At 68.1% G+C, this 16,169-nt stretch carries 15 protein-coding genes; 9 read left to right on the top strand and 6 right to left on the bottom strand.

The window, feature by feature from the left end; all coding sequences use genetic code 11:
• Positions 1-80: 80 nt before the first annotated feature.
• On the bottom strand, positions 81-1,340 hold the full coding sequence (locus tag MasN3_RS18510; protein WP_281909163.1) for a dienelactone hydrolase family protein: 1,260 nt from the start codon (positions 1,338-1,340) through the stop codon (positions 81-83).
• 258 nt (positions 1,341-1,598) lie between these two features.
• Between MasN3_RS18510 and MasN3_RS18505 the strand changes: the two genes are divergently transcribed.
• From MasN3_RS18505 to MasN3_RS18485, 5 genes are all read left to right on the top strand, one after another.
• Complete coding sequence (locus MasN3_RS18505; RefSeq protein WP_281909162.1) at positions 1,599-3,269, top strand: MFS transporter; 1,671 nt, start codon at positions 1,599-1,601, stop codon at positions 3,267-3,269.
• A gap of 11 nt (positions 3,270-3,280) precedes the next feature.
• The gene (locus tag MasN3_RS18500) at positions 3,281-4,378 is read left to right on the top strand and encodes an HlyD family secretion protein (protein WP_281909161.1); all 1,098 of its coding nucleotides are present in this window, start codon (positions 3,281-3,283) and stop codon (positions 4,376-4,378) included.
• Positions 4,375-5,748, top strand: a complete 1,374-nt coding sequence (locus MasN3_RS18495; protein WP_281909160.1) for an efflux transporter outer membrane subunit — start codon at positions 4,375-4,377, stop codon at positions 5,746-5,748. Before MasN3_RS18500 ends, MasN3_RS18495 begins: the two co-directional genes overlap by 4 nt.
• Positions 5,745-6,374, top strand: a complete 630-nt coding sequence (locus tag MasN3_RS18490) for a tRNA-uridine aminocarboxypropyltransferase (RefSeq protein WP_281909159.1) — start codon at positions 5,745-5,747, stop codon at positions 6,372-6,374. Before MasN3_RS18495 ends, MasN3_RS18490 begins: the two co-directional genes overlap by 4 nt.
• A gap of 94 nt (positions 6,375-6,468) precedes the next feature.
• Positions 6,469-7,605, top strand: coding sequence for a PA0069 family radical SAM protein (locus MasN3_RS18485; protein ID WP_281914541.1), 1,137 nt, complete (start codon positions 6,469-6,471; stop codon positions 7,603-7,605).
• Between the two features lie 30 nt (positions 7,606-7,635).
• Here the strand turns inward: MasN3_RS18485 and MasN3_RS18480 are convergent, their stop codons facing one another.
• Together MasN3_RS18480 and MasN3_RS18475 are read right to left on the bottom strand one after the other, a co-directional pair.
• Complete coding sequence (locus tag MasN3_RS18480) at positions 7,636-8,109, bottom strand: YciI family protein (protein ID WP_281909158.1); 474 nt, start codon at positions 8,107-8,109, stop codon at positions 7,636-7,638.
• A gap of 90 nt (positions 8,110-8,199) precedes the next feature.
• Positions 8,200-9,129, bottom strand: coding sequence for an AraC family transcriptional regulator (locus MasN3_RS18475; RefSeq protein WP_281909157.1), 930 nt, complete (start codon positions 9,127-9,129; stop codon positions 8,200-8,202).
• A gap of 87 nt (positions 9,130-9,216) precedes the next feature.
• Between MasN3_RS18475 and MasN3_RS18470 the strand changes: the two genes are divergently transcribed.
• On the top strand, positions 9,217-10,662 hold the full coding sequence (locus MasN3_RS18470; RefSeq protein WP_281909156.1) for a cytochrome P450: 1,446 nt from the start codon (positions 9,217-9,219) through the stop codon (positions 10,660-10,662).
• Here MasN3_RS18470 and MasN3_RS18465 read toward each other — a convergent pair.
• A complete protein-coding gene (locus tag MasN3_RS18465; protein WP_281909155.1) occupies positions 10,643-11,218 on the bottom strand; it encodes a gamma-glutamylcyclotransferase in 576 nt (191 codons plus the stop codon). The genes MasN3_RS18470 and MasN3_RS18465 overlap by 20 nt on opposite strands.
• Before the next feature lie 48 nt (positions 11,219-11,266).
• On the bottom strand, positions 11,267-12,382 hold the full coding sequence (locus tag MasN3_RS18460) for a substrate-binding domain-containing protein (RefSeq protein ID WP_281909154.1): 1,116 nt from the start codon (positions 12,380-12,382) through the stop codon (positions 11,267-11,269).
• A gap of 75 nt (positions 12,383-12,457) precedes the next feature.
• Here MasN3_RS18460 and MasN3_RS18455 point away from each other — a divergent pair, with 75 nt between their 5' ends.
• Together MasN3_RS18455 and MasN3_RS18450 are read left to right on the top strand one after the other, a co-directional pair.
• Complete coding sequence (locus MasN3_RS18455) at positions 12,458-13,267, top strand: extracellular solute-binding protein (RefSeq protein WP_281909153.1); 810 nt, start codon at positions 12,458-12,460, stop codon at positions 13,265-13,267.
• Positions 13,268-13,291: 24 nt separating this feature from the next.
• A complete protein-coding gene (locus tag MasN3_RS18450; RefSeq protein ID WP_281909152.1) occupies positions 13,292-14,107 on the top strand; it encodes a substrate-binding domain-containing protein in 816 nt (271 codons plus the stop codon).
• 22 nt (positions 14,108-14,129) lie between these two features.
• On the opposite strand, the gene MasN3_RS18445 is transcribed toward MasN3_RS18450, so the two are convergent.
• Entirely contained in the window at positions 14,130-15,041 is a 912-nt protein-coding gene (locus MasN3_RS18445) for a LysR family transcriptional regulator (RefSeq protein WP_281909151.1), read from the bottom strand.
• Between the two features lie 96 nt (positions 15,042-15,137).
• On the opposite strand from MasN3_RS18445, the gene MasN3_RS18440 reads away from it, so the two are divergent.
• On the top strand, positions 15,138-16,160 hold the full coding sequence (locus tag MasN3_RS18440) for a fumarylacetoacetate hydrolase family protein (protein WP_281909150.1): 1,023 nt from the start codon (positions 15,138-15,140) through the stop codon (positions 16,158-16,160).
• The last annotated feature ends 9 nt before the right edge of the window (positions 16,161-16,169 follow it).

The following is a 16,169-nucleotide window of genomic DNA, read 5'->3' as shown; positions in this document are numbered from 1 at the left end:
TCAGGGCCATTGTCGGAGCAGCAGGCCGGGCGCGGTTTGCGCTGGGTCGGACTCTTGGCGGCTGCCCGCCCTGCGAAAACCTAGTTCGTGGCCTTGTTCGAGCCGATCGAGGTGGTCGGCGCCGACGCGGTCGGATCCACCGCCGGCTTCGGCACGTCGATCACCGACGCCGTCACCGAGGTCTTGTCCGCCTGGTCGATGTCGCCGGTCCAGACCACGTAGTCGTCCACCGAGTACAGGCGGCACGGCTCCTTGCTCTTGGCGGTGCAGGTGGCCAGCGCGCGGCCGTCCGGGTCTTCGCCTTCCTCGGCCCAGGTCCAGGCGCCGCTCGGCGAGACCGCGAAGGCGCGCGGCGTCATCTTGCCCAGGTATTCCTGGTAGGCGCGGCGGCCGTTTTCGGAGAGGAAGGGCACGGCCTCGACGTCGTCCACCTGGGCGTAGTCGGTACGCGCCGGGCTCGGCGGCGGCGGCACGTCGTGGATCACCTTGGTCGGCATGCCGACCTGGGCCAGGAAGCGCATGGTGTCGTCCAGCCACACCTTTTCGCCGTCGCGGCTGGCCAGCATGCCGTGCGAGTCGCGCTTGAAGGCCGGGAACTCGACCAGGCGGCCGCGGCCGCCGGCCTGTTCGAAGGCGGCGTGCATGCGCTGCGCCAGCTCGGGGCCGAACAGCGAGTCGTTCTGGCCATACATCCACAGGGTCGGCAGCCTGGTCTTGGCGCCGTACTCGGAGAAGGCGGTCACCAGCGCCGAGCGCCAGGCGCAGCGGTCGCTGTCGTCGCGCAGGCCGCCGGCGAAGTTGATCAGGCCGCGCACGCCCGGCAGGTCCTTGGTGCCGAGGGCGATGGTCGCCAGGCCGCCGTAGGACTGGCCGGCGATCACGATGCGGTTGGCGTCGATCCACTTCTGCTTGCGCGCGTAGGCGAGGGTGGCGGCGATGTCTTCCGCCTGGGCATAGCCGTTGGCGGTCATGTCGCAGCCGAAGTCGCGGTAGCGGCCGGTGGAGTTGGCGAAGCCCTGGCGCATCGGCACCATGACGGCGTAGCCGCGCTTCACGAAGGCGGAAGCCATGTGGTAGAAGCGGTCGCGCGGCTGCAGGTTCGGGCGGCCCGGGTCCTTGCCGTGATTGATGATGATGAGCGGGAAGGGGCCCGGTCCGTTCGGCTGGAACACGGTGGTCTCGAGCATGGCGCGGCCCTGCGGGCCGGCAGGCACCTGCTCGATGTGTTCGTTCATACGGTGATCAAGTTGCAACTCCTGCTGCACGGCGATCCCCGGGGTCAATGCGGCGGCGGCCAGGGCGGCTGCCAGGAGTTTGCGGAGCGTGAAGCGTGGAACCATGGTGACTCTGTCTCGACTACGTACCAGGTGAAACAAACACGGAAGAATTTCCGCATGGCATAAGTTGATTCTAGGTACGTAGAAAACCCAGGGCAATACTCAATCTGGCAATTCCGGCGCTAAATTTTTGTGGCGTGACAAAGTGATCACGCGTTCATGATCTTTGCCACGCCACGCACGCTGTCGAGCAGCTTCCGGCATGGTTTTTCGTGAACGGTTATCATGCCTACCTGGCAAGGGAGGTGGAGGAATGATCGGATGAGCAAGTACGCGCCGCGCGAATGGGCGCCCGACGAGAAACCGATGCTCCCGGGCTCTCCCTCCACGCCCGCCCACCCGACACCGCTGCGTTTCGCCTACCTTTTTGTTGGCATCCTGGTCACCCTCACCGGCGGCCTCGGCAACGCGCTGGTCGCCGTCAATCTGGTCAACCTGCAGGGCGCCCTGGGCGCCTACTCCACCGAGACCGCCTGGCTGCCGGCCGTATTCGTGATGGCCAATGCGTCCATGAACCTGCTTCTGGTGAAGTTCCGCCAGCAGTTCGGGCTGCGCCTGTTTACCGAATTCTTCCTGGTGCTGTACGCGCTGGTGACCTTCGCCCACCTGTTCGTGAACGACCTCGGCTCGGCCATCGCGGTGCGCGCCGCGCACGGCATGCTGGCGGCGGCGGTGTCGCCGCTCGGCCTGTACTACGTGCTGCAAGCCTTCCGGAAGGAGTGGCGCCTGCGCGGCATGGCGCTGGCGCTCGGCTGCGCCCAACTGGCGCTGCCGCTGGCCTACATCTTTTCCAGCGACCTGCTGCAGATCGCCGAGTGGCGCGGCCTGTACATGTTCGAGCTCGGCCTGGCCCTGGTTTCGCTCGGCGCGGTGCTGATGCTCAAGCTGCCGCCGGGCGACCGCTTCCAGGCCTTCCGTCCGATGGACTTCGTCACCTTCGCGCTGTTCGCGCCCGGCATGGCGCTGCTGTGCGCGGCGGTCAGCTTCGGCCGGGTCCTGTGGTGGTTCGAAGCGCCCTGGATCGGCGTGGCGCTGGCCGCCGCGATCGTCCTGCTGGCGGCCGCCGTCTGCGTGGAGCACAACCGCGCCAATCCGCTCCTGAACCTGCGCTGGTTCACCAGCGCGAACATCCTGCGCCTGGCGTTGTCGATGGTCCTGGTGCGCATCGTGCTGTCCGAACAGAGCGTGGGCGCGGTCGGCTTCCTGCGCCTGGTGGGCCTGAACAACGACCAGCTGCAGACCCTGTTCCTCATCGTGCTGTGCGCCACCATCGCCGGGGTCGTGGTCTCGGCGCTGACCATCAACGTGCAGCACCTGATGGCGCCGCAGGTCATCTCGCTCCTGATCATGGCGCTGGGCGCCTGGCTCGATGCCCACGCCACCAACCAGACCCGCCCGGAACAGATGTACCTGAGCCAGAGCCTGCTTGCCTTCGGCGGCACGGTCTTCCTCGGGCCGCTGGTGGTCTCGCTGATCGGCACCGTGATCGCCAATCCGGCCAACCTGATCAGCTTCTCGGTGCTGTTCGGGCTGACCCAGAACCTGGGCGGCCTGCTCGGCTCCGCCATCGTCGGCACGTTCCAGGTGCTGCGCGAGAAGTACCATTCCTCGATCATCGTCGAACACCTCAGCAGCCTCGATCCGCTGGTGGCCAGCCGCATCCAGTCCGGCGCCGCCGCCGTCGGCCAGCTGGTGGCCGACCCCGCCGCGCGCACCCGCCAGGGCGTCGCCTCGCTGGCCGCCAGCGCTTCGCGCGAAGCCAATATCCTGGCCTACAACGACGTGTTCCTGGTCCTTTCCATCCTGGCCGCCACGGCCGCCGCGTGGATCTTCGTGCACGCGCTCTGGCTGCGTTATTTCCCTGCCTTGACGCCGGTGCCGGCAACCCGCCCCCCCGGGGCGCCGCCGCCACCCGAACCGGTTACTGACTAATCTGGACTGACATGCCTGAACCATCGACCACCCCTGCCGCATCGCCATCGAGGCCACGTTCGCGCCGTATGCTGCTCAGCGCCCTTGCCTTTGCCGCCATCGCCCTGGCCGGCGTGCTGATCGTGCTCTACGCCTGGCAGCTGCCGCCTTTCCGCAGCACGCTGCAAAGCACCGAGAACGCGCTGGTACGCGGGCAGGTGACCATCATCAGTCCCCAGTTGAGCGGCTACGTGGTGGAAGTGCTGGTGCAGGACTTCCAGCCGGTGCGCAAGGGCGAGCTGTTGATGCGCATCGACGACCGCATCCCGACCCAGCGGCTGGAACAGGCGCGCGCCGAACTGGCGACACGCCGCGCCGCGCTCGAGAACTACGCGCAGAGCAATGCCAGCGCGCAGGCGACGATCGCGCAGAACCAGGCGACGCTGGCATCGAGCGACGCGCAGGCGCGCCGCGCCGAGGCCGACCTGCGCCGGGTCGAGGAACTGGCGGCCGACGGTTCGCTGTCGGCGCGCGAGCGCGACGCCGCGCGCGCTACCCGCGCCCAGGCGGTGGCGGCGCGCGACCAGGCCAGGGCGGCGCTCGAGATCGCGCGCCAGAACCTGCGTTCCGTGGGCGTGAGCCGCGCCTCGCTGGAGGCCGCGGTGGCGAATGCCGAAGCTGCGGTGAAGCTGGCCGAGATCGACCTGTCCAACACCCGCATCCTGGCGCCGCGCGACGGCCAGCTGGGGCAGGTGACGGTGCGCCAGGGAGCCTTCGTCAACGCCGGCGCCCAGCTCACGGCCCTGGTGCCAAGCACGCTGTGGGTGATCGCCAACATGAAGGAGACGCAGATGGCCAGGGTGCGCCTGGGCCAGCCGGTGAGCTTCACGGTGGACGCGCTCAACAACGCCAGCTTGCGCGGCCATGTGGAACGAATCTCCCCGGCGACCGGCTCGGAGTTCTCGGTGATCACGCCCGACAACGCGACCGGCAACTTCGTCAAGATCGCGCAGCGCATCCCGGTGCGGATCAGCATCGACCCGAACCAGCCGCTGGCCCAGCGCCTGCGGCCCGGCATGTCGGTGGTGGCGACGATCGACACCGCCCAGGCAGACAAGGAAGCGCGATGAGGAGGCTTGCCTGTCTCGTGGCGCCGCTGCTGTTGGCCGGCTGCGCCATGGCGCCGCAGCCGGCACCCGCGCCGACCCTGCAGGTGCCCGTTGCCTGGCGCATGGCACCTGGCGCGGAGGCGGCCGTGACGCGCGACTGGTGGCAGCATTTCGGCGACCCGCAGCTGGACGCGCTGGTGCGGCGTGCGCTCGACAACAACGGCGACCTGCGCATCGCCCGCTCGCGCTTGCAGGAATATGCGGCGCGCGTGCGCATCGCCGCCAGCGCGCAGCAGCCGTCCCTGAATGTCTCGTTCGCCCCGACCCGCGCGCGCGCCATCGGGCCGCTGGGGCAGCCGGTGGAAGTCACCTCGCTGGTCGGGACCGTGCAGGCAGCCTACGAGCTCGACCTGTTCGGACGCCTGGCCAGCACCGTCGACGCGGCGCGCTTCGACGCCTTGTCGCAGGAAGCCGCCCTGGAAGCGGCGGCCCTGTCTGTGGCGGCGAATACCGCTTCCGGCTACCTCAATCTGCTGGGACTGGACGCCCAGCTCGCGCTGGCACGCGAGACGCTGGCCTCGCGCGAGCGTTCGTTCGCGCTGGCGCGCCACCAGTTCGAAGTCGGCTACAGCTCGCGCCTGGAGATGTCGCAGGCCGAGGCCGAGCTGCACGCCACCGCCGGCGTGGTGCCGCAGCTGGAGCGCGCCATCGCGCAGCAGGAGCAGGCGCTGAACCTGCTGGTGGGCAGCAGCCCCGGGCCGGTGGCGCGCGGCGTGCCGCTGCTTAGCCTGCGCCTGCCCCTGCCTGCCCCCGGCCTGCCCTCCGAACTGCTGCGGCGCCGCCCCGACATCGCCCAGGCCGAGCGCGCGGTGGCAGCCGCGGACGCCAGCCTGGCCGCGGCGCGCGACCAGCTGCTGCCCTCGATCCGCCTTACCGCGTCGCTGGGAGTGGAAGGCGCCAGCATCGCTCGCCTGCTGCGCTCTCCGGTCGAACTGTGGAGCATCGGCGGCAGCGTGCTCGCGCCGCTGTTCGATGCGGGCCGCCTGCGCGCCCAGGCCGAGATCGCGGGAACGGTGCGCGACCGCGCCATCTACACCTACGAGAACGTGGTACGGGGCGCCTTCGCGGAAACCGAGAACGCCCTGGCCGGCATCGACGGCCTGCGGCGTCAGTTGATGGAGGCCGAAGCGCGGCGGACCGCGGCCAACGAGGTGCTGCGGGTGGCGCACAACCGCTATGCCAACGGCTATGCGTCCTACCTCGAAGAGCTGGACGCCCAGCGCAACGCCTTCGGCGCCGAGAACACGGTGCTGCAGCTGCGCGCCAGCCTGCTCGCGGCCCATGTCGACCTGTACCGCGCGCTCGGCGGCGGCTGGAGCCCGGCGCCATGAGCGATGTATCAGTAAAGCGTGCGCGCTGCCCGACCTGTCTGCGCGCGCAGTCGGCCTGCATCTGCCGCTGGATCACCCATGTCGCGCCGCGTGCCGCGCTGCTGGTGCTGCAGCATCCGCTGGAAGTGGCCAACGCCAAGAACAGCGCGCGCCTGCTGCACCTGAGCGTGGCCGGCAGCAGGCTTGCGGTGGGTGAGGCTTTCGACCGCGCCGAACTGGATGCGCTGCTGCATGCGGACGGCCGCGTGCCGGTACTGCTGTATCCGGACACGCCGGGCGACCCCAGCCTGCCGGCGCCGCCGCCGTTCGAAGCGCTGGAGGCGCAGCAGCTGCGCCTGGTGCTGCTGGATGCCACCTGGCGCAAGAGCCGCAAGATGCTGTACCTGAACCCAGCCCTGCAAGCCTTGCCGCGCCTGGCGCTGGTGGACGTCGCGCCGTCGAATTACCGGATCCGCAAGGCGCATGCGCCGCACCAGCTGTCTTCGCTGGAGGCGGCGGCGCTGGCGCTGGGCCAGCTGGAAGGGGATGATGCCGTCTTCCAGCCCTTGTTCGAGGCATTCGACGGTTTCGTGCAGCAGCAGGCCGCGTATGTGCCGCTGGGTGCGCCGGACTTGAAATCCGGTTGAGAGAGGCGTACCATACTGTATAAATATACAGTATGGAGCCGACGTGCCCGACCGCAACCAACCCAGCCAGCGCCAGCCCGTGGACGAGCAGCCCATGCTCGGCCCGCGTCCGCTCGCGGCGCGCAAGGGGCGGGGCGCGATATCGAACCTGCAGGGGCGCTACGAGGTCAATGGCCGGGAAGAATTCGACGACGGCTGGGAGCGTGACGAGGATGAAGCTGCCGGGATCAAGACGCTCGTCACCAACGAGCACGCCAAGAGCATCCTCTCGCGCAATGCTTCGCCCGACATCCCCTTTAACGTCTCGCTGAATCCGTATCGCGGTTGCGAGCACGGTTGCATCTATTGTTTTGCGCGGCCCACCCACAGCTACCTCGGCCTGTCGCCGGGGCTCGACTTCGAAAGCCGGCTGTTCGCCAAGGTGAATGCGGCCGAGCTGCTGCGGCGCGAGCTGGCCAAGCCGGGCTACGTGCCCGAGCACATCGCCCTCGGCGTCAACACCGACGCGTATCAACCCTGTGAGCGCGAGATGCGCCTCACGCGCCAGGTGCTCGAGGTGCTGAGCGAATGCCGGCATCCGGTCGGACTCATCACCAAGTCTTCCCTCATCGAGCGCGACATCGACCTGATCGCGCCGATGGCGGAAAAGAACCTGGCCTGCGCCGCCATCACTCTGACCACGCTCGATCCGGAAATCGCGCGCACGCTGGAGCCGCGCGCGGCAGCGCCGGCACGGCGCCTGCGCACCATCCGCACCCTTGCCGAGGCTGGCATTCCGGTCAGCGTGAGCGTGGCGCCCATCATTCCTTTCGTCACCGAACCGCAGATCGAGCGTATCCTGGAAGCGGCGCTTGAGGCCGGCGCCATCGGCGCCCATTACGTCGTGTTGCGCCTGCCGCACGAGGTCAACCCGCTGTTCCAGGAATGGCTGCAGGCGCATTTCCCCGAGCGGGCGCAGCGCGTCATGAACCGCGTGCGCGACCTGCGCGGCGGCAAGGATTACGACAGCGACTTCGGCAAGCGCATGCACGGCGAGGGCGTGTGGGCGGACCTGATCCGCCAGCGCTTCTCGAAAGCGGTGCACCGGCTGGGGATGGGGGAGTTTCGTGGGCGCTTCGGCAGGCTGGACGGCTCGCAGTTTCGCAAGCCGCTGACCGTGCCGGCGCGTCCATCGCCTGCCGCCGGCAAGGGCGGCAGCGGGAATCCAGCCGGGCAGCTGGACCTGTTCTAGCCGGCTGCCCGATTGAGATCGGCAGGTGGCTTACTGCTTCTTCTGGATCTTGTTGTGTACGTCGTTCACCATCATCAGCGCCGCCGAGCCGTAGAGCTTGTGGTATTCGGCCTCCATCAGCCCGCTTGAAATGACTGGATCGGTGGCCACGTAGCGCTTGGCTTCCTCGATGTCCGGGGTAGCGATCACGAAAATGCCACGGCGGCCTTCCTTGCCGTCCAGCGGTCCGGCGAACACCAGTTTCTTCTCGCTCGCCAGCTTGCCCATGTTGGCGAAGTGGCCCTCGAAGATCTTCGCGCGCTCGGCCTTGTCCTCGATGTTCTTGGGGCCGGTCTTGAGGATCACAAACACGTAGGGGCGCATGCCACGCTCGTCGGCACCAAGCGACTGGGCCAGCGCGGCATCGTATTGCGGCGCGGCTTCAAGCGCCTTGGTTTGCGCCACGGCAGGCTGCATCGCCAGTAGCAGCGAAGCGCACAAGCCCATCAGCATCTTCTTCGACATCCCTGTCTCCTTGTTATATGGCGCGTGGCATCGACGCGCTCCGTATGGTCCAGCGATTCTAGCGGACTTCAGGCCGCGCTCGGCCGGTCTTCAGACCCACAGCCGGTAGATCCAGAACGACTCGTCCTCGATGTAGCGGTCGGCGAATTCGGTCGGGGGAAAGCCGCAGATCTGCCGGGTGACGCGGCTCAGGTGGGCCTGGTCCGAGAAGCCTTCGTCCAGCGCCAGCGTGGCCCAGTCGAAGGGCTGGCCGGTCTCGTAGCGTTCGCGGGCAGCAAAGAACAGGCCTTCGGTGCGCACCAGCGACTGCCATTCGCGCAGCGAGCGCCCGCTGAAGGACTTGATGCGGCGCTCGACCTGGCGCGCGCTGTGCGTGTCGCGCCATTGGTGCGCCTGCCACGCCAGGCGCTGTACCCAGTGCCGGTCCATCTGGCGCAGCGAGGGACGGCCCGATTCGCCGCCCTGCGCGGCGCGCCAGCGCTTGCCGAGCTGCGCTTCGAGCAGGCGCATGGCGGCGGCATCGTCGGGCGCGGCCAGCAGGGCATCGAGGAAGGGCTGCCAGCCGGCACCGAGGACCGTGTGCGCCGGCAGGAAGCGGTCCTGGATGGCCGCCAGTTCGATGCCGAACAGGGCGGAGATGGTGTCCGGCTGGAAGCAGGCCATGTAGCCGCGCCCGCTAGTCGGCGACCAGGTGGTCAGCGGGCGCGAATGGCTGCCCGAGATCATCATTTGCGCGCCGAAGGGATGCCAGCCGGTGTCCGGGTCAAGCAATCCCATTCCGGCTCCGTCGAACCAGGACAGCGTCACGATTGGCGAAGCGGGGAAGTGCGACAGGCGCTGGGCGTCGTTGAGCAGGAGGCGGGAGGTGTCGCGGCTGACCAGCGCCAGCATCGCGCCCTGCAGGGCCGGCGGCGCCAGGTAGAGACGGTCATGCGGCGCCTTACCCCCGTTGCATACGCGCGGCCCGCGCGCCAGCCGGTTGGGGCAGGGGTGCAGGCAATCGTGACGATCGGGGGCCATGAGTCAGCAGTATAGGCAGGCGCCCGCGGGCTGTCGATGTCGTTTCCGTTCAAGACGCGGGGGCGAAAGCGGCGAAGAATGCGAGACATGAATACGCCCGACACCTCCCGCTGCCCCTTCCATGCGGATGGCACGCCGCCCGCTTCCGTCGATCCGGCGCCAACCCGGCATCCGTCCGGCGCCTGGCCGCCCGGTCCGCCATCAGGCCTGACCGGCTGGGGCCTGCTGGCGCCCATGGCGCGCGACCTGCCCGGCAGCCTGGCGAGCTGGCGCCAGGCGTATGGCGACGTGGTCCACCTGCGCGTGTGGCCGGAGCACGAGGTCGTGGTCACCGACCCGCAACTGGTGCGCGAGCTGCTGGTGGGTCAGCATGACGCGGTCCGGCGCTGGGAACGCGGGATCGACATCTTCGCCTATCTGCAGGGCGACAGCGTCCTGGTCGCGGAGGGCAAGGGCTGGACCGCGAAACGCCAGGCGCTGCAGCCGGCGTTCGCGCCGAAGTCGGTCAAGGCCTTCGTTATGACGATCGCGGCGGCAGCCGAGGCGGCAATGGCAGGCTGGCAGCCGGGAGAAGCGATGCCGATCGAAAGCGCGCTGACCTCGCTGGCGATGGACGTGATTCAACGCATGATGTTCTCATCCGAGATCGGCCCTGATGCGCGCGCGCTGGAGAGCGCGGTGCAGGAGGCGCTGGTGGCCGCCAATGCCGAGATGTTCTGGCCCGTAAGCAGCCCCGACTGGCTACCATGGCAGCGCCGCAAGCGGCAGGTGCGCGCCATGCTGACGGCGCTGATCGCGCGCCATGTCCAGGCCCGCCTGGCCTTGCCGCTCGACGTCTGGCCGCAGGACCTGCTGAGCTGCCTGCTGGAGCTGCACCGGCAGGACGCGGCCGCCTGGCCCTTGTCGGCGGTGCGCGACGAATGCATGACGGCCTTCATTGCCGGGCACGAGACCACGGCGGCAAGCCTGAGCTGGTGGGCCTGGTGCATGGCGGCCAATCCGGCGGCGCAGGAGAAGGCGCGGCGCGAGGTCGACGCGGTGCTGCAGGGCGCCGTCCCCGGCGAGGAGGCGTTGCCGCGGCTCGCCTACCTGGCCCGGACCCTGAACGAGACGATGCGTCTGTACCCGGCCGCGCCGATCCTGATGAGCCGCCGTTCGACGCGGGCGTTCACCCTGGGCGGCTGGACTATGCCGGCACGGACCATGTTCATGATCCCGCTGTTCCTGATGCACCGCGACGCCCGCTGGTTCCCGGCGCCGGATGAATTCCAGCCGGAGCGCTTCGGGGCGGATGCGCCGCCTATCCCGCGCGGGGCCTTCATGCCTTTCGGGACCGGACCGCGGGTGTGCCTGGGGCAGCACCTGGCGCTGGCGGAGATGACGGTGGTGGCGGCGATGCTGCTGCAGCGTTTTACGCTCGCGAAGGGAGAGGGGATGACGGAGCCGGAGGCGGTGCTGAATATCTCCTTGCGCCCGAAAGTCCGCTTGCTGCTCAAGGTGGAGCGACGCAAGCTCAGCGCGCGGCCCGGGTGAATTCTTCCAGGTGGCCTTCGATGGCATGCACGTGTTCGTCGTGCTTGCCCAGTTCGCGCAGCGCGCGCGCCAGTTCCAGCAGGTACTCGCTGTTCGGCCCGCTCGGGCCGTGCGCCGTGGCGATCTGGCGCGCGATGTCGCGCTCGCTGGCCGGCCCCAGGTAGGCCGCGTTGTCGGCGGTGGCGATGTAGACGATGCCCTCAAGCCTGCCGCCGTCCTCGAACGTCATCTCGGTGGCCAGGCGCAGGTAGCCGTTTTTTTCGCGGTGGTCGAGGTGGGCGAACTCCTCGGGCGTGACCAGGTAGGCCATGCCGTGGCAGGTGGCGCCTTCTTCTGGCACCAGGGTCAGGACCCGGCCCGGGGCGCTTTCGGTGCCGCGGTGGTCGTGCGAGCCCTGCCAGAAGCGGCGGCTCCAGCCGGCGATGGAGGCGGGACGGCGTTCGATGAAGGGGAAGTCGGCCTTGAAGATCAGGGAACCGTAGCCGAACAGCCAGACGCTGTCATGGCTGTCGAAGCGGTTCATCAAGCGGTTGATCTCGATGGTGTTGAGGGACATCGGCGGCAGCAAAAACGGGAATGCACGCTATTGTACGTGCAGCCCGTTTCACGTGCAGGACGCCATCTGCCGTTTCGGCGTGCGGAAGGCATACCAGGGGAAGGCGCGCCGCAGCGCCACCACTTCGCCGGCATGCTGGATGTCGTAGCCGGGCAGGTCCGCGATCAAGGCCTGCCACTCGCTGCGCCGCAGCAGCTCGCGCAGCGTGCTGATGGGCGGCTGGTCCACCGCCTCCTTCAGGCAGACGAAATAATACTGCTCGCGGATCACCGGGACGAAGGCCAGCCCGAAGGCCGCGGCGGCGGCCTGGATGCCGAAGCCGGCATCGGCCACGTTCGATGCGACGCTGGCGGCGACGGCCAGATGGGTCGGCTCGGCATGGTCGAAGCCGTCGACCTCGGCGGGCTGCACGCCGGCCTTGGCCAGCAGCTGCTCGACGGTGACGCGGGTGCCGGAGCCGCCCTGGCGGTTCACGAAGCGCACGCCGGCGCGGCGCAGGTCTTCGACGCCGTGGATGCCTTTCGGGTTCCCGGCGGCCACCATCAGGCCCTGCTGCCTGCCCACGAAGTTGATCAGCTTGTGGCGGCCCGGCTTGAGCATGGACTTGAAGGCCTGGTGCGTCATGCTGCCGGGCGCATGGTCTTCGCTCACATGGAAGCCCGCCAGCAGGCAGTCGCCGCGCGACAGGGCGGCGATGCATTCGAGGCTGCCGCGGTATTGCAGGTCCAGGTGCAGCTTGGCGTCGCGCGCCATGAATTCCTTCAGGCGCGGCAGGGCCAGGTCATGGCTGGCGTACATGGGAATCACGTGCGCCTGCGGATCGAAGGCGAGGGCGAATTCGCGCTCCATTTCGGCGATCAGGTTGTCGACCTGCGGCTGCACCCGCATGCGCGCGCGCCGCTCGGCGAACAGCAGCTTCTCGCCGAAGGGCGACAGGCGCGCCCGCTTGCCCCGTTCCCAGACGATCAGGTCGGCCCGCAGCGCCGTCTCGAAGCGCTTCAGTTCGCCCCAGATGTGGCGGTAGGACAGCCCGAGCTGCGCCGCCGCCGCGCCCACCGATCCGCACGCATGGATGGCGCCCAGGATATCGAACAAGGGATTGCCGAGCTGCTGTCCGGTGACTGCCGCATCGTCGAAGGTGTAGGACAGCTTGATGCGCAACATATGCAAACTTATTCATATTGAAAGTTTTTCAGTATAGCTTAGGATGGCGCATCCACAACCACGGATGGGGCAAGAATGCGACAGCATCGCGTACGACATGCGGCCTGGGTGCTGCTGGCAGCGCTCCAGGCACCGGGCGCCATGGCCCAGTCGGCGGCAGGCGATGCGCCTTCCCAGCCGGTGCTGCTGGCCGCCGGCAGTCTGCGCGCCGCGATGGGCGAGCTGCTGGCAGCCTACCGTGCCGGCGGCGGCGCGGCGTTCAGCGCCGTGTACGGTCCGTCCGGTAAGCTGCGCAAGGACATCGAAGGCGGGCGCGCGGTGGACGTGTTCGCATCGGCGTCGAGCGAGCATACCGCGGCGCTGGCGCGGCAGGGACTGCTGGGCGAGCCGGCCGTGTTCACGCACAACGCGCTGTGCGTCGTCAGCAGGCCCGAATTGAAGCTGCGCTCCGAGAATCTGCTGGGTGAACTGGGCAAGCCCACGCTGCGGCTGGCGACCTCCACCCCCGGCAGCGATCCGATGGGCGACTACACCTGGCAGTTCTTCCGCAAGGCGGACGGGCGCCAGCCGGGCCTGTACGCCATCCTCGATGCCAAGGCCCTCAAGCTATCCGGCACCGCCGAGCTGGCGCCGGACAGCACGCTGCCCTATGTGACGGCATTCGAACAGGACAAGGCCGATGCCTACGTCATGTACTGCACCAATGCGGTACTGACGAAGCAGGCCGTCCCGCGCCTCGAGATCCTGCGCATTCCCGACGCCCTGAACGTGCGCAGCAGCTATGGCATCGCCGCGCGCAGCGGTTCCGCCGAGGGCGAGCGCCTGCTCGGGTTCGTGCTGGGTCCAGCCGGGCAGGCGATCCTGCGCCAACATGGATTTCACTAGATTCATTAGAAAGGACTACTACCCATGCGCTTCCTGAACAAACAGCTTGCCCTGCTGGGCTTCCTGCTCGCCGCCACGGCGCCCGTCCTGGCCCAGCAGGTCATCAAGCTCTCGACCACCACCAGCACCGAGAACTCGGGCCTGCTGCAATACCTGCTGCCCAAGTTCGAGAGCAAGACCAATTCGAAGGTCAACGTGATCTCGGTCGGCACCGGCAAGGCCCTCGAGCTGGCGAAGAACGGCGACGTCGACGTGACCCTGGTCCATGCCCGCGCGGCGGAAGACAAGTTCGTCGCCGAAGGCCATGGCGTCAACCGCCGCGACGTGATGTACAACGACTTCATCCTGGTCGGTCCGGTGAGCGACCCGGCCGGCATCAAGGGCAGCAAGGACGTGCTCGCGGCGATGAAGAAGATCGCCGATAGCCGGGCGCGTTTCGTCTCGCGCGGCGACAACTCGGGCACCGACCAGATGGAGAAGGCCTACTGGAAGCAGGCCGGCGCCCAGCCGCAGGGCGCCGCCTATATCTCCGCCGGGCTGGGCATGGGCGAAGTGCTGAACATGGCGGCGGAAATGAACGCGTACACCTTGACCGACCGCGCCACCTATGTCGCCTACAAGGCCAAGACCGGCCTGCAGATCGCGGTCGAGGGCGACCCGAAGATGTTCAACCCCTACGGCATCATCGCCGTCAATCCCGAGCGCCACAAGCACGTCAACTACAAGGGCGCGATGCAGCTGGTCGAGTGGATGACCTCACCTGAAGGGCAGGGGCTGATCGCCTCGTTCAAGGCGGGCGGCGAGCAGGTCTTCTATCCGTCCGCGAAAGCGGCCAGGTGAGGCGCGCCGCGCTCCGGCGCCGTCACGCTGCCGGACCGGGCGCGCGCTTGTCGACGAACGCGCCGAGGAAGGCGATGAAGCTCTCCGCCGCCGGCGACAGCGTGCGGCCCGGGCGCGTGTAGAGGAAGAAGCGGCGCGTGAGCACCGGTTCCTCCAGCTGGCGCATCACCAGGCCGTACAGCGTGGCCAGCGGCGCGGCGTAGGGCAGGCAGACCGTCACGCCCTGCCCGGCGGCGGCCATGGCCAGTGCCGTGGTCATGAAGGTGAGCTCGTAGGCAGGCTTGACGGACGGCGCGTGCAGCGCGGCGTGCATGTCGTCCAGCAGGCGCTCTGTGAACTGGCCCTGCAGCGAGATCAGCGGATAGCGCGCGACGTCCTTCCAGGTGACGCGCGCCTGCCGCTCCAGTGCATGCCCTTTCGGGAACACCAGCGCAAAGGGCATCTCGAACAGCAGCCGGGCGTCGAGCGGCGGCGCCGGCGCGCGCTCCGGGCCGATGCCGACATCGGCTTCGCCGGACAGCACGCGCGTGACCACGCTTTCCACGCCGGTGTCGCCCAGGCGCACCTCGATGTCGGGGTAGCGGGCGCGGTAGGCGGCGATCGCCTCCGGCATCAGGGTGCAGGACAGCAGCTGGGGCGCGGCGATGCGCACGATGCCCTTTTTCAGGCGCGTGTGGTCGGCAACATTGGCCAGGGCGCCGTCGAGGTCGTCGATCATCTGGCTGAACAGCGGATAGAGTTCCTTGCCGATGTCGGTGAGCAGGGCGCGGCGCGTGCTGCGGTCGACCACCTTGGCGCCCAGGGTCTGCTCGAGCTCCTTGATCAAACCCGAAAGCGCCGATTGCGTGACGTGCATCGCCTGCGCGGCAAGCGTAAAGTTACCCGTCTTGGCCAGGGCCACGAATGCGCGCATCTGGCGCAAGGTCGGATTCATAAGCTTATCTAATAAATCGAGCGAAAAATACTGTTTGAATGATAGTACGTTTTGTTCTCTAATGGCGAAAAGCAAACACCAAGGGAAGGAAACGCCATGAAACTTGCCACCCTCAAGACCGGCGGCCGCGACGGCACGCTGGTCGTCGTCAGCCGCGATCTGGTCACCTGCCAGGCCGTCCCGAAGATCGCGCGCACGCTGCAGTGCGCGCTCGACAACTGGGAGGAGGTGGCGCCGCAGCTGCAGAAGGTGTACGAGCGCCTGAACGCGGGCACCGCCGACAAGGCCGAATCCTTCATCGAAGAAGAATGCCATTCGCCATTGCCGCGCGCCTATCAATGGTGCGACGGTTCGGCCTACATCAACCACGTCGAGCTGGTGCGCAAGGCGCGCGGCGCCGAATTGCCCGAATCCTTCTACAGCGATCCGCTGATGTACCAGGGCGGCTCGGATTCCTTCGTGGGTCCCTGCGACCCGATCGCCGTGCTCTCGGAAGAGTGGGGCGTGGACCTGGAGGCCGAGGTGGCGGTGGTCACCGGCGACGTGCCGATGGGCGCATCAAGCGAAGAAGCGGCCGCGGCGATCCGCCTGGTGATGCTGGTAAACGACGTCTCGCTGCGCAACCTGATTCCGAACGAGCTGGCCAAGGGCTTCGGCTTCTACCAGTCCAAGCCGGCCAGCGCCTTCTCGCCGGTGGCGGTCACCCCCGACGAGCTGGGCGAGGCCTGGCAGGACAGCAAGCTGCACCTGCCGCTCCTGGTGACGCTCAACGACAGCCCCTTCGGCCGCCCCAACGCGGGCGAGGACATGACCTTCAGCTTCGCCCAGCTGATCGCCCATGCCGCCAAGACGCGCGAGCTGGGCGCGGGCAGCATCATCGGCTCCGGCACGGTATCGAACAAGCAGGGCAGCCTGCACGGCTCGAGCATCGGCAACGGCGGCGTCGGCTACTGCTGCCTGGCCGAGGTGCGCATGTACGAGACGATCGAGGGCGGCAAGCCGCAAACGCCCTTCCTGCGTTATGGTGACACCGTGCGCATCGAGATGGTCGACCAGGACGGCGCCAGCATCTTCGGCGCGATCGACCAGGAAGTATGCCCCTATCACAGGAAAGCTTGAGAGGAGACC

This window comes from Massilia varians (genome assembly GCF_027923905.1).
In the GTDB taxonomy this organism is placed as follows: Bacteria; Pseudomonadota; Gammaproteobacteria; order Burkholderiales; family Burkholderiaceae_D; genus Telluria; species Telluria varians_B.
Note: the sequence above shows the minus strand (reverse complement) of the source record. Positions and strands in the feature narration are given on the sequence as shown.